The organism is Butyrivibrio hungatei (genome assembly GCF_900101605.1).
GTDB classification, from domain to species: domain Bacteria; phylum Bacillota; class Clostridia; order Lachnospirales; family Lachnospiraceae; genus Butyrivibrio; species Butyrivibrio hungatei_B.
Genome location: NZ_FMUR01000008.1, coordinates 82,693 through 97,884 on the forward strand (window position 1 = coordinate 82,693; position 15,192 = coordinate 97,884).

Annotated in this window: 8 protein-coding genes; 1 reads left to right on the forward strand and 7 read right to left on the reverse strand. The window is 43.2% G+C overall.

Annotated features, from left to right (window positions below; all coding sequences use genetic code 11):
* Positions 1–82: 82 nt before the first annotated feature.
* Positions 83–688 (forward strand): hypothetical protein, encoded by a 606-nt coding sequence (locus BLP87_RS07440; RefSeq protein WP_074462136.1) that lies wholly within the window; start codon positions 83–85, stop codon positions 686–688.
* A 231-nt stretch (positions 689–919) separates the two neighbouring features.
* On the opposite strand, the gene BLP87_RS07445 is transcribed toward BLP87_RS07440, so the two are convergent.
* From BLP87_RS07445 to BLP87_RS07475, 7 genes are all read right to left on the reverse strand, one after another.
* On the reverse strand, positions 920–1,990 hold the full coding sequence (locus BLP87_RS07445) for a hypothetical protein (protein ID WP_143002108.1): 1,071 nt from the start codon (positions 1,988–1,990) through the stop codon (positions 920–922).
* Positions 1,991–1,995: 5 nt separating this feature from the next.
* Positions 1,996–2,505, reverse strand: a complete 510-nt coding sequence (locus BLP87_RS07450; protein WP_074462138.1) for a hypothetical protein — start codon at positions 2,503–2,505, stop codon at positions 1,996–1,998.
* Between the two features lie 216 nt (positions 2,506–2,721).
* Positions 2,722–4,212: a glutamate synthase subunit beta gene (locus BLP87_RS07455; protein ID WP_074462139.1), complete on the reverse strand. Its 1,491-nt coding sequence runs from the start codon at positions 4,210–4,212 to the stop codon at positions 2,722–2,724.
* A gap of 110 nt (positions 4,213–4,322) precedes the next feature.
* Positions 4,323–8,873 (reverse strand): glutamate synthase large subunit, encoded by a 4,551-nt coding sequence (gltB, locus tag BLP87_RS07460; protein ID WP_074462140.1) that lies wholly within the window; start codon positions 8,871–8,873, stop codon positions 4,323–4,325.
* A gap of 54 nt (positions 8,874–8,927) precedes the next feature.
* A complete protein-coding gene (locus BLP87_RS07465) occupies positions 8,928–11,036 on the reverse strand; it encodes a glutamine synthetase III family protein (RefSeq protein ID WP_074462141.1) in 2,109 nt (702 codons plus the stop codon).
* A 24-nt stretch (positions 11,037–11,060) separates the two neighbouring features.
* Positions 11,061–12,644 (reverse strand): asparagine synthase B, encoded by a 1,584-nt coding sequence (asnB, locus tag BLP87_RS07470; RefSeq protein WP_074462142.1) that lies wholly within the window; start codon positions 12,642–12,644, stop codon positions 11,061–11,063.
* A gap of 429 nt (positions 12,645–13,073) precedes the next feature.
* Positions 13,074–14,843, reverse strand: coding sequence for an ammonium transporter (locus BLP87_RS07475; protein WP_074462143.1), 1,770 nt, complete (start codon positions 14,841–14,843; stop codon positions 13,074–13,076).
* Between the last annotated feature and the right edge of the window lie 349 nt (positions 14,844–15,192).

Here is a 15,192-nt window from a genome sequence, read left to right on the forward strand (position 1 = left end):
AAAGTCCTCCCCTCTATCTGTTGATTTTTAAAAATCCGGTGATAAAATTAAGAAAGATTTAATAATTGAGGAGAAAAATATTATGAAGAAAAGAGTAGTGATCATGCTGTTTTGCATGTGCATTGGAGCATTTTCAGCAGGCTGCTCGTCAGATGTTTTCGATCAGGTTACAGAAGAAGTTACAGGGCTCATAGATGGATCAAATTCAGATGATGAGGAAGTTGAAGACATTGAAGTAAAAGAAGAATCCGAGGAAACTTCCGAAGAAGATTCGCCAAAAGTTGAAGGAAAACTTGAGAAAGATGCAATTGAAACAATTACCGACGGAATTTATTCCTCATATCTCATCGCATCAAAGAAAGATGAGGCCGGTGTTCCTGATGAGACAGGCGCTCAGCAAAAAATAGTTTACGCATCAGAACTTTCAGATGATGTATTCTGTATCGCAGGTAGCTACGGTTACCGCCAAAATGCATCACAGGATGTTATTTCCGTTTCAGAAGATGGTATATTTTCTTTCGCTGTCGATAAAAATACAAACTACGAGCTCCAAGGCGGAGATGGCGGACCGGAAGTACAGACGGCCGATGAATTCAAGAAGCAACTCGCCGATCTTGCAGATTCAGAACTTTACTTAGAGATCACGGTTGAGAACGGCGTTGCAACAAATATAGCAATTAGCATATGACCCTAAAATAAAAATGTACAATTAAAACCCTACAAGTGATCGGCTTGTAGGGTTTATTGTTTATCCAATAGGAAATCCGGAGAAATTTCCTATTGAATAAAACTGTTTTAAATTAGGGTAAGTAAGATAAATAGTGTCTTCGCTGTATTCGCAAAGACAAATATGTACAATTAAGAACACTCGTACAAATTGTACATATCTGTCCTCACGATTACAGTGCTTTTTATGTCATTATCTTTTCAGTCTGTAAACTGTTATGTCGCTTGTAAGATCTGACGGATCGTAAGGAATTGTTCCTTCTTCGTCAAGGAACAGATTTTCCTCAGATGTCTCAAAAATAACATTAGTCCCCTTCTTGATCTTAAAGTCTCCCGCTTTCTTTGTTTCGGTTCCGATTCCGTATACAAAATGTATATTTCTGGAATCCTCATCGGAAGCGGCAAGATCTTCATCAAGAACATTCTTCAAAGCTGCATACATTTCCGGCATATCAGTTCCAAGTTTCACTTCATAAAAACGAGTATCAATAACTCCTCCCAAAATGTTTGTGGAAGTGATCGCTGCTCTTTTAAGCACCTTGGTTTCCTCATCAAAGACCATTCCCCATTTTGTGGTCTTCACCTGAGAATCTTTGTTATCAAGCGCGTCCTCATTGGCAAAATCTATAATTCTCTCTATTTCAAAATACACTTCTCCATTTCCCTTAAGACAACGCCCGCTTGGTATCCCATCGTTCTTCGGATAGACATTTTCTGCAACATTCGCGATTCTTCCATCCGGCGAAGAATAGAGCTCAATCATTATTCCGGTCTCTTCCTTGTTATCGGAATTCATGTAATTCGGACGACTCACCGCCCTTACATTATCCTTTATGATAAAAGAATCCCCCGGCTCATTTTTGTTTGCACTGTACTCTTTTGAATACCAATAATTGTTGGTGTAAAGAGGCTTTGTGGCTCCATCCTCATAACTGGAGCTCACAATCTCAATACTATCATACTGCTCAATGAGCTTTTCTACATCGTTTGCTCCCCAAAACTCCTCTGCTTTCAGATCTGCGGGAGTCATCCCCTCTACTCCCAGAAAGCTGTCGGTAGTTATTACATCCGATGCATTATCATCTATGCCACCATCATTCCCCTCCATTGAATAATCGCCTGCATCAACAATCTTATTATTTATCGCCTCGTCTGCCCCCCGAGGCATATTACCATCTAATGAGCAACCTACAAAAAGTACGGCAGGTATCATTAGTAAAAAAAATAAATTACCGGCTATGGCTTCCGTATTTCCCAATTTCATAGAAGTCATCCCTCGCCTTTCTCATTGCAGATAAGTACCGAATCTGCTGCGTTCTGCGTGTCCCCACACGCCATTTCAATGCTCTTAACATCATCTCCAAATGACAATTTGTAATAGTAATCCCCATCATCATTCTTTTTGCAAAAAGAAATGGTACTCTGGGTATACTCAACGACATCTTTGTCTGTCATTATGTCGCCACCTGAAATAGCTACCACCCATGATGCTCCCGGTAAAACATAATCTGTATTATTTGCCCTTTCGATCATGACTGCTGCCCCCCGTCTTGAATCAAATATCCATGAGCCCTCAAATTTCTCGAATACTGTTTCAAGATCGTCTGCAATCTTATCGCTCTTAATTGCTTTACCGTTTTCATCTACTACTACAGGTTTATCTTCAACAATAGGATTGATTTCAACATCGTTAACGCTTAACTGTTTCTCCGATCCGCATCCCACACATCCGGATGCAACGACCAGGCACATTACCATAACTAATAGGCTTCTTCTCATAATTAACTCCTCTTTTATAAAAACTAGCTTAACATTTTCTTACAAGTATTCAGCCTCTGTAGTTATTATTATAGAGCAGAGTCCCGACTTTTGCAACACAAAAGTTAAATTTGTTGTAATTATTTGTTATAAACAAATTCACAAAAGAAAACTCCTCTATTCCTCAGCCCCGTTAAAGAGCTTATGAATAAAGGAGTTCATCCTATAATGTCAACTTTATAAATTTGTATATCCCATCAAGTATTCGTCTACTTCTTTAGCACATCTTCGTCCTTCATAGACCGCCCAGACAACAAGTGACTGTCCTCTGTGCATATCACCTGCGCAAAAGAGCTTTGTATTCGGCACATGATAGCTGTCATTTTCTGTAACAACCGTGCCGCGCTGACTCTTTTTAAGTCCGAACGCATCCGCGGAATAATCTTCACATCCGATAAATCCGGCTGCGATCAAAAGAATGTCACATTTAAGAACCTGTTCGGAGCCCGGAACCTCAGTTAACTTTCCGTCTTTGAAAGTAACCTTAACAGTTTCGATTTTCTTGATATTTCCTTTGTTATCCATTGAAACGCTCTTTACAGTTGTCTCATATACTCTCGGATCTTCGCCAAATACATGGATTGCTTCCTCGTGGCCATAGTCGGTCTTTAATACTTTGGGCCATTCGGGCCATGGATTTGATGCAGCTCTCGTTACAGGAGGCTTGGGCATCATCTCAAGTGCGGTAACACTCTTTGCACCATGTCTGATAACAGTTCCGATACAGTCATTACCCGTATCACCGCCTCCGACAATAACAACATTCTTGCCCTTTGCATCGATAAAGCCACCGTGCTTGGAAAGAGTCTGTGCACTCTTATCCTGACACTGCATAAGTGCCTTAGTTGTCTGTGTGAGGAAATCAACCGCATTATAAACGCCTTTGATCTTTGCGGGATCTGCGACATTAAGCGGTCTTGGTTTCTTGGAACCGCAGCACAGAACAACCGCATCAAATTTCTCATTAAGGCTCTCAGCACTCACATTTTTTCCTATATCGGAGTTTGTGTGGAATACAACGCCCTCTTCCTCCATGAGCTTTCTGCGTCTTTTTATAACGCTCTTATCAAGCTTCATGTTGGGGATTCCATACATGAGAAGTCCGCCGATCTCATCCTCTCTCTCGAAGACTTCAACAATGTGTCCCCTGTGATTAAGCTCATCCGCAACGGCAAGTCCGGATGGACCGCTTCCTATTACAGCAACTTTTTTACCGCTTCTTATCTCAGGAACTACGGGCCTTATATAACCTTTTGCAAAAGCAGTTTCTATTAAGTACAGCTCATTGTCGTGAACTGTTACGGCATCGCCGTTTTGTCCGCACATACATGCCTTTTCGCAAAGTGCCGGACACACTCTTCCCGTAAACTCAGGGAAGTTACTTGTCTTATGAAGCCTTGCAAAAGCATGTCCGTCGTGCCCTTTGTAAATCTCATCATTCCACTCGGGGATGAGATTGTGAAGAGGGCATCCCGTTACCATTCCGCCAAGATTCATTGCGGACTGGCAGAACGGAACTCCGCAGTTCATACATCTTGCGGCCTGCTCTCTTCTCTCCTTTACATCAAGAGGAGCATGAAACTCCTCGAAATTCAGAATTCTGTCTTCAGGCAGGATATCTTTATTATTTGTTCTTCTATATTCAAGAAAGCCTGTTTCTTTTCCCATTTTACATCTCCTATGTTCATTAAATGAAGTAACCCGTTAAAATCAAAGTACCTATACCATGATCAAAGCAATAATCCATGTAATGATTTATCAAATAATCTTTACAACGATCATGCCAATTCCTTAAATGCCTCCAACACTGCGTGGTCGTGGTCTATTCCCTGTTCCTCAAACTTGCTTATAGCCGTAAGCATCTTCTGATAGTCGTTGGGAACTATCTTCTTAAAGTCGGGAATATAGCTGTCAAAGTTCTTAAGGATTTCTTTTCCGTATTCAGAGCCGGTCTCTTTTACATAATCTTCAAGAATCGACTTAAGCTCTGCAATATCGTACTTTTCGGTCACTTCATAAAGAGATGCCATATCTTTGTTCATTCTAAGATAAAGAGTATGCTCCCTATCAAGTACATAAGCGATTCCGCCGCTCATACCCGCAGCGAAGTTCTTACCTGTCATTCCAAGGATAACCGCTTTTCCGCCTGTCATATATTCAAGACCGTGATCTCCACATCCTTCGGAAACAGCGATCGCGCCTGAATTTCTTACGCAGAATCTCTCTCCCGCAACACCGCATACGTAAGCTTTTCCGGCAGTAGCACCGTAAAGAGCGACATTACCGATGATTATATTCTCATGTGCCTTATATATAGCTTTCTCTGAAGGTCTTACAATGACCTTACCGCCTGAAAGTCCCTTGCCGAATCCGTCATTGGCATCACCGTAAAGTTTAAGTGTAACGCCCTTTGGAAGGAATGCGCCGAATGACTGTCCGCCGCCGCCGTATGCTTCTACAAATACCGAATCCTCGGGAAGAGTATTCTTAAAGTCACTTGTAACCCTGCTGCCAAGCAGTGTTCCAAAGCTTCTGTCGGTACTTGAAATATCGACTTTCATCTTTACTCTTTCAGACACGGATGCCTTATTTTCCTCTTCTTCATCCGTCTTTACAGCATATGCCTTAAGTGCATTCTTTCCTTTCTCGTACTCAGGGATAAGCACCTTAGAATCAAGTGTATTCACAAGTCCGAAATCATATACATCCTTAGGATCGAAGTGATTCTTTTCAATTCCGGCATACTTGCTGTCAAGGATTCTGCTAAGGTCTGCAGCATCTTTACATCTTGCCTTCGGAACGCTCCTCATCTTAAGGCAATCTGTTCTTCCGACCATATCTGTAAGTTTCTTAAATCCAAGCTCGCTCATGATCTCACGAAGCTGTCTTGCGACAAAGAGCATGAAATTCATGACATACTCAGGCTTACCTGTAAATCTCTTTCTGAGCTCTTCGTTCTGAGTTGCGATTCCGACAGGGCATGTATCTTTTGAACATACACGCATCATCATGCATCCCATACATACAAGGGGAGCTGTCGCAAAACCAAACTCCTCGGCACCGAGAAGTGCTGCGATTGCAACGTCTCTACCTGTCATAAGCTTACCGTCTGCTTCAAGAACTACTCTGCTTCTAAGTCCGTTATCTATAAGGGACTGATGTGCCTCGCTAACACCAAGCTCCCAAGGAAGTCCCGCATGGTGAACCGAAGATGAAGGTGCGGCACCTGTTCCTCCGTCATATCCGGATACAAGGATTACCTGAGCTCCGGCTTTGGCAACACCCGATGCGATTGTTCCTACGCCTGCTTCAGAAACAAGCTTAACCGAGATCCTTGCTCTGTCATTTGCATTCTTAAGATCGTAAATAAGCTGCGCAAGATCTTCTATTGAATAGATGTCATGGTGCGGCGGAGGTGAAATAAGTGCTACGCCGGGAGTTGAAAAACGTGTGCTTGCAACCCAAGGGTATACCTTCTTTCCCGGAAGATGTCCGCCTTCTCCGGGCTTTGCTCCCTGTGCCATCTTGATCTGGATTTCCTGTGCGCTCTGAAGATATCTGCTTGTAACGCCGAATCTTCCCGATGCAACCTGCTTAACGGCACTGTTTCTCTCAGTTCCGAAACGTGCAACGTCTTCACCGCCTTCACCGGTATTTGACTTTCCGCCAAGTCTGTTCATTGCTACGGCAAGTGTCTCATGTGCCTCTTTTGAAAGAGATCCGTAAGACATTGCACCTGTCTGGAAGCGCTTAACGATCTCTTCTTCGCTCTCAACCTCTTCGATCGGAACAGGCTTTTTGGCAGGTACGAAGGACAAAAGAGCTCTCAATGTATGAGGTCTGTCCTCGTCGTCAACCATCTGTGTGTATTCCTTAAATCTCTCGTAGTCACCCTCTCTTACCGCTCTCTGGAGAGTTACGATAGTCTTGGGGTTATACATGTGGTCTTCTTTGTCATCGCCGCTTCTGAGCGCATGGAAGCCGATAGAATCAAGTGTTGAGTCGGTTGAAAGTCCGAGCGGATCGAATGCCTTATCGTGACGAAGCTCGATATCCTCACCTATCTCTTCTATGCCGATTCCGCCTACTCTGCTGGTTGTTCCGGTAAAGTATTTATCAACAAGCTCTTTTGACAGACCTATAGCCTCGAAAATTCTTGCAGACTGATAGGACTGCAAAGTAGAGATACCCATCTTGGCTGCGATCTTAACTACGCCGCCAAGAAGTGCCTTGTTGTAGTCTGCAATAGCGGTATGATAATCTTTGTCCAAAATTCCTATATCTATGAGCTCAGCAATGCACTCCTGAGCAAGATAAGGATGAATTGCTCTCGCACCAAAACCAAGAAGTGTAGCGATCTGGTGAACATCTCTTGGCTCGCCGCTCTCAAGGATGAGTGATACGGCTGTGCGTCTCTTTGTCCTTACAAGATGCTGCTCAACTGATGAAACCGCAAGCAGTGAAGGAATCGGCATATGGTTCTCGTCAACTCCTCTGTCTGAAAGGATAATGATGTTTACTCCGTCTGCAACAGCTCTGTCTACAGATATATTAAGCTGCTCCAATGCTCTCTCGACGGGAGTATTCTTGTAATACAAAAGTGAGATCTTTCTCACTGAAAAGCCCTGCTGATCGAGAGCTTCTATCTTCATCAGGTCAACGCCTGTAAGTATCGGATTGTTAACTTCCAAAACTCTGCAGTTGTCGCTCTTTTCTTTTAACAGATTTCCGTCGGAACCTATATAAACGGTAGTATCTGTAACGACTTTCTCACGGAGAGAGTCGATCGGCGGGTTTGTAACCTGCGCAAAGAGCTGCTTAAAGTAGCAGAAAAGCGGCTGGTGATGAGTTGAAAGCATGGCAAGAGGTACGTCCGTACCCATGGAAACCGTAGGCTCTATGCCATTCATCGCCATTGGAAGAATCTGCTGTTTTACATCTTCATATGAATATCCGAACACCTTGTAGAGCTTATCCCTCATCTCCTGCGAATGTGTAGGAATCTTCTTGTTGGGGATGCTGAGCTTATTAAGGTGTAAAAGATATCTGTCAAGCCACTCACCGTAAGGCTTAGCCTGTGAGTACTTATTCTTACACTCTTCATCCGAGATTATACGTCCCTCTCTTGTATCTACAAGAAGCATGTGTCCCGGTGAAAGACGTGATTTCTTTACGATATTCTCTTCAGGAATATCAAGGACTCCGACTTCCGATGAAAGGATGAGTCTTCCATCCTTTGTAACATAGTATCTGGAAGGTCTGAGACCGTTTCTGTCAAGTGTTGCGCCAAATACTTCGCCGTCTGTGAAAAGAACCGCCGCAGGGCCGTCCCATGGCTCCATCATTGTCGCATAGTAGTGATAAAAGTCTTTTCTGTCCTTATCCATGAAGTCGTTGTTCTTCCAAGGCTCGGGAATTGCGAGCATCATAGCAAGCGGAAGATCCATTCCGTTCATGTAAAGGAACTCAAGTGTATTGTCGAGCATTGCGGAATCCGAACCCGATGATGCAATGACGGGATAAACCTTTGAAAGGTCGTCTCCAAAAATGTCGGATGACATCGTCTCTTCTCTTGCAAGCATCCTGTCGCTGTTTCCGCGGATTGTATTTATCTCTCCGTTGTGGGCGATCATCCTGTACGGATGAGCACGCTGCCACGAAGGAGTTGTATTGGTAGAAAAACGGCTGTGCACAAGTGCGATTGCTGTTCTGTAATCAGGAGAAAGGAGGTCCTCGTAGAACTTACGAAGCTGTCCTACAAGGAACATTCCCTTATAAACAATGGTCCTGGATGAAAATGAACAGATGTAGGTGTCTTCAGAAGATTTCTCATACTCTCTTCTAAGGCAGTAAAGACGTCTGTCAAATTCAATTCCTCTTGCCGCATCCGAAGGTCTCTCGATAAAGCACTGAGAAATATGAGGCATACAGTTTCTTGCAACTTCACCCAAAATTTCGGGATGTGTCTCAACATCTCTCCAGCCGAGTACTTTGAGGTTCTCTTTCTCAGCGATGACTTCAAGCATACGCTTTGCAAACATACGCTTCATAGGGTCCTGAGGTAAAAAGAACATTCCTATTCCGTAATCGCCTGCTTCTTTAAGAGAAATACCGATTTTTCTTGCTTCAAGAGAAAAGAATCTGTGAGAAATCTGGACAAGTATTCCTACACCGTCTCCGACTTTTCCCGTTGCATCTTTTCCGGCTCTGTGCTCAAGCTTTTCAACAACCTTGAGCGCATCGTCGAGAACTTTATTGTCTGCACTTCCGTCTATATTGATGACTGCGCCGATTCCGCAGGCATCATGTTCATTCATCCAAGTTTCCATTTTTATCCTTCCTTTTTCCTTATTTTCTTTGGAAAAAAATAACCTAAATCTCCATTATCTTAATGAAAAAAGCATCTGTCCGTATGTCGGATATCCGAGATAGCTGTCGGGAACGAGTGCTTCCGCAGCATCCGCATATTTTCTGACTTCGTCCATATCTGCAAGAATTGTCTTCTGGTAATAAGAAGCCTGATCGAGAACTTCAGTCTTACCCTCAGCAACGGTAGTATCTGCTGCAAGTTTCTTGATTGCTTCGCTCATCTTGCCCTGAGCTTCATCAATTGCTTTGAGTGTCTCGATTTCGAAAGTTGCACTCTTTTCTCCGAGAAGTGCCTTCTTTCCTGTTGCCTCTTCAAGAAGGTCGCTCTGATATGCGATAAGTCCTTCCATGAGATCTTTCTTTGCCATCTCCTGCAAAGTCAAAGACTCGATGTGGATTGACTTTGAGTAGTTCTCAAGGAGAATCTCATATCTTGAATCAATCTCTTCCTTAGTGAAGATGCCGTGCTTTGTGAAGAGGTCAACTGACTCTTTTTCCTTGAAGTAAGGAAGTGCATCGGGAAGTGACTTAAGGTTGGGAAGTCCTCTCTTTGCAGCCTCTTCTACCCACTCGTCTGTATATCCGTTTCCGTTAAAGAGAACTCTCTTATGAGCTACAAGTGTCTCTTTAAGTACTTCTGCGATCTTTTCATTAAGCTTATCTTTCTCAACGCCTTCAAGCTTTGCATAGATCTTTGCGATCTCTTCTGCAACCGCTGTGTTAAGAACGATATTTGCATTTGCTACAGAAACTGCAGAACCGGGCATACGGAACTCGAACTTGTTACCTGTAAATGCGAAAGGTGATGTTCTGTTTCTGTCTGTGTTGTCCTTTGTGAAGTGAGGAAGAACTTCTGCTCCCATTCCCATCTGAACTTTGCCCTTGCTGTGGTATGCGTTTCCTTCTTCAACACCTTTAAGTACTTCGCTAAGCTCGTCACCAACGAAAATTGAAATGATTGCCGGAGGTGCCTCGTTTCCGCCAAGTCTGTGATCGTTTCCTGCAGATGCAACGGAAAGTCTAAGAAGTGGTGCATACTCATCAACAGCTGCGATAACTGCCATAAGGAATACAAGGAAAGGAGTGTTCTCACCGGGGTTCTTACCGGGATCTAAGAGGTTCATTCCCGTATCTGTGCAAACAGACCAGTTGTTGTGCTTACCTGAACCGTTGATTCCCTCGAATGGCTTCTCATGTAAGAGGCATGCGAAGTTGTGCTTGTCAGCAACTTTCTTCATAACTTCCATTGTGAGCTGGTTGTGATCTACAGCGATGTTGGCTGTCTCAAATACAGGTGCAAGCTCGTGCTGTGAAGGAGCAACCTCGTTGTGCTTTGTCTTTGCGGGAATTCCGAGTTTCCAGAGTTCCTCGTCAAGATCGTGCATATATGCTGAAACCTTAGGCTTAATTACACCGAAGTAGTGATCTTCCATCTCCTGACCTTTTGTTGCAGGCGCACCAAGAAGTGTTCTACCTGTGAAAAGAAGGTCTTTTCTGAGTTTGTAATCTTCTTTATCGATAAGGAAATATTCCTGCTCTGAACCGATTGTTGTGCTTACTCTGTTAACGTCCGCATATCCAAGGAGCTTGAGCATCTTAACAGCTTCTCTTGAAAGAGCCTCCATTGATCTTAAGAGAGGTGTCTTTTTATCAAGAGCTTCTCCGCCGTATGAGCAGAATGCTGTAGGAATGTAAAGAGATCCGTCTTTAATAAATGCCGGTGATGAAGGATCCCAAGCTGTATATCCTCTTGCTTCGAATGTTGCACGAAGTCCTCCTGAAGGGAAACTTGAAGCATCAGGCTCACCCTTTACGAGTTCTTTTCCTGAGAACTCCATGATAACCTTGCCGTCTTCTGTAGGTGAAATGAAGCTGTCATGCTTCTCGGCTGTAAGACCTGTCATAGGCTGGAACCAGTGTGTAAAGTGTGTTGCACCGTTCTCTACTGCCCACTCTTTCATTACTGCAGCAACGCAATTTGCTACATCAAGCTCAAGATGTGTTCCTTTCTCAATTGTCTTGTGAACTGCCTTGTATATGTCCTTAGGAAGCCTGTCTTTCATAACCTTGTCATTAAAAACAAGACATCCAAATTCTTCTGTTAATTTCTCTGCATCGATCATTTTAATTTCCTCCGTTTTTAATATTTATTTTCCTGATGCTCCGTAGTTTGAAAGAACTCTTGCGGAAGGATCGTCAACATTGCATCCTTCCCAGCTCTTATTGGGCATCCAAAAATCTACTACCATATCTGACTGACCGGGATAGTACTTCTCAAACAGTTCTCTGTACAGGAGAGACTCCCTCGTAAATGGAGTTGCATGAGTGTACTTCTTTTTCATTGTTTCAAGATCTGCAAAAGAGTATTTCCCTTCAGCATATTCAATAAGGTCGTCCCTGAGCGAATGTCCTACGGCATCTGAGAAAGCTGCCTTTTCTCTCATAAGGATCGATCTTGGAATAACTTCATCTTTTTCAAAAGCCTTTCTTAATAAGAACTTTCCGATTCCGTATGTGTTGAGCTTCTTTTCGGGATCTATGCTCATTACATAACTTGCAAAATCAAGATCTCCGAAAGGAACTCTTGCTTCGAGTGAGTTTACGCTGATACATCTGTCTGCCCTGAGGACATCGTACATGTGAAGCTCTCTCACTCTCTTTTTTGCCTCTTCCTGGAAGGCTTCGGCGCTCGGAGCAAAGTCCGTATATTTATAACCAAAGAGCTCATCTGAGATTTCACCTGTAAGAACTACTTTGATATCGGTGTTTTCATGTATCCATTTGCACAAAAGATACATTCCGATGGAAGCTCTTATTGTTGTGATGTCGTAAGTTCCAAGTGCCTCAACAACAGGCTCGAGTGCGTTAAGCACATCTTCTTTGGTGATTATGACTTCATGGTGATTGCTGTGAATGTACTCCGCAACTTCCCTTGCATATTTAAGGTCGATCGCATCGATATCCATTCCAATCGCAAATGTCTCAATCGGCTTGTCCGAAAGTCTTGCGGCAACACCGCAAACAAGTGATGAATCAAGTCCTCCGGAAAGAAGGAATCCTACGGGCGCATCAGCGTCGAGTCTTTTTTCTATTCCGTTTACGAGCTTGTCGTGTATCTTTGTTGTTATGACTTCAAGGCTGTCTGTCGAAATTTCTTTTACGTCAGTCATATCCTTATAACATACAAATTCCCCGTCCTCGTAGTAATGTCCGGGCGGGAAAGGCATAACTTTCCGACATGTACCTATGATATTCTTTGGTTCCGATGAAAAAAGGATGTGTCCTTCATCGTCGTATCCGTAATAAAGAGGTCTGATACCGATCGGATCTCTTGCGGCTATGAACTTTCTCTTTGCCGCGTCATAGATCACACATGCAAATTCGGCATCCAAAAATCCAAACATCTTGGTTCCGAGCCTCTCATAAAGAGGAAGCAGTATCTCGCAATCACTTTCGCTCTTAAAGCTGTAGCCCAGGGAAATGAGATAATTTTTGATATTCTCAAATCCGTATAATTCTCCGTTACATATAACTACGTTTCCATTTAATGAAAAGGGCTGCATTCCCGCTTCATTTAATCCCATGATGGAGAGTCTGTTAAATCCCATCCATCCTTCGTCGACCTTCAGAGTTCTCGACATGTCGGGGCCTCTGGAATGAGTCTTATATAACATTTCTTCAAAAAATTCCTGAGCAACATCTGCTCTAGCGTATGTAAGAATTGCGCACATACTTTATCCTTCCTCCCGGTATTTCATTTATTCAAACGGTCTGCGTAGTAGCCTGAGCGGCAATATATGCATTCTTGAACATGATGTTCAAGAATGCATCAACCAAGCCAATTTGAATCGACTTCGTCGATAGGGCTTGGCTGACTCCTGATTCATATTCTCACGAAATCCGCAGCAGGTGCGGATTTCTGTAATTTCATTTAAATTTTGCTCTGATTGTGCCAAACACTACGATGAGCCTGTCAGTCTCATCGTAGTGGCACAAAATCGCAAACTATTGTATATATTGCCTTAATGGCTATTGCGCAAACGCCTTTGTTGCTTGAATTTATTTACCTTTATACCTTTAAATAAGGAACTTACCTCTCGCTTCGCTCGACGTAAGACGTTCGAACTAAGCTCGGTAAAACCTCGCTAAGTTCTCACAGCCTACTCAACGTCAGCCAACGCCGCTGCTCCTTCTTCGCCGGTACGAATCTTTACGACGTTTTCAAGGCTGTAAACGAAGATCTTTCCATCTCCGATGTGGCCGGTATAAAGAGTCTTTTTAGCAGCTTCAATTACATCTTCAACAGGAATCTTGCTGATAACCACTTCCAACTTGATCTTAGGAAGGAGGGTTGCGTCCATCTCAACTCCGCGATACATATCGCCTGAGCCTTTCTGGATGCCGCAACCCATGACTTGTGTAACAGTCATCCCGGTTACGCCGAGTTCGTTCATCGCACGTCTCAGTTTGTCGTAGCGGGACAACTTAGCGATAATAACAACTTTATGAATTCCTGATTCTGTATGTACAGGTGCTGTAACAACAGGCACCGAAGCTTTCTTCTGTATTTCTGAAGCCTCTTCGTAAGAACTTACTCCGAGGTCTGTATTTTCGTTAACTGACATATTCAAGGTGTTTGAAACATCCATGATGGCAAATCCTGAATATGCTGATGCAAGTCCATGCTCTGTGGAGTCAAGTCCGAGGATTTCTTCTTCCTCTGTAACTCTGAGTCCCATAATCTTCTTAATAGCAAGGAAAGTAATTGTAATAGTTACTGCTGTCCAAGCTGCTGTGCAGATCATACCGATGAACTGTAATCCAAGGAGCTTGAATCCGCCGCCGTAGAAAAGACCTACAAGCTCATTTCCTGCTGAGTCGGCGATTGAATAACCGGGTGCTGTATTTGTTGCAAAAAGACCTACAGCAAGTGTTCCCCAGATACCGTTTAAGCAATGTACTGCAACTGCTCCGACGGGATCGTCTACGTGAAGCTTATAATCAAGGAACCAAACACCGAAGCAAACAAGAAGTCCGGCAACGATTCCGATGATGATCGAACCAAAAGCATCTGTTACATCACAAGGAGCTGTGATAGCTACAAGACCTGCAAGTGATGCGTTGAGACACATTGAAACATCAGGCTTGCCATATTTTACCCATGTGAAGATCATGCATGTTACTGTTGCAAGTGCAGGTGCGATTGTTGTTGTTACAAATACCGATCCGAGCTGATCGATTGAAGTACAAGCTGCTCCGTTGAATCCGTACCATCCAAGCCAAAGGATGAATACACCAAGTGATGCAGCTACAAGGTTGTGACCGGGGAAAGCATTTACTTTTGTAACTTTTCCGCTCTTGTCTTTTTCAAACTTACCGATTCGGGGTCCAAGGATTGCTGCACCGATAAGTGCTGAAATACCACCTACCATGTGAATGCAGTTGGAACCTGCGAAATCGTGGAAGCCCATCTGCGAAAGGAAGCCGCCGCCCCATGTCCAGTGTGCTTCAATAGGATAGATAACTGCTGAAATGACTGCCGAGTACACACAATATGATAAGAACTTAGTTCTCTCAGCCATCGATCCTGAAACGATTGTTGCTGTAGTAGCACAGAAAACAAGGTTAAATACAAAGTTGGACCAATCAAAGTTTGCATAGTTTGTAAAAATGTCAAATCCGGGTTTTCCGATGATTCCGACCATATCCTCACCGAGGAAAAGTCCAAATCCGATTAAGATGAAAACTACGGTTCCTATACAAAAGTCCATAAGGTTCTTCATTATGATGTTTCCGGTATTCTTGGCTCTTGTAAAACCGGCCTCGCACATTGCAAATCCGGCCTGCATCCAGAATACTAATGCTGCTCCAATGAGGAACCAGACACCGAAGACACTACTGTCTATTGCACTTAAGATTTCTTCACTCATACAATTTCTCCTCTCCCTTTTTGTTCAAAATCTATTTCGTTTTTGAACAAAAAACAACAGGACATCAGCCATCTACTAATACCGTAGAAGGTTGATGCCCCATTGCATCAGAATTGATATTATTTTTTATTTATAAATCGCTTCTGTGAAAAACCGCCTCATTCCTCGATTTTTCAACGATTCCACAAATATTCTTTAATCCACGAATACTTGTATACAACCGAGATTATAATACTCCGGAAATATTATACCGATTGCATCAGGGCATAAACACACAGTTACAGCCCGAAAAACAGAAAAAGCGCCTTAGAGTTATTCTCTAAGACGCCCTTGTCTTTATGTTTTATAA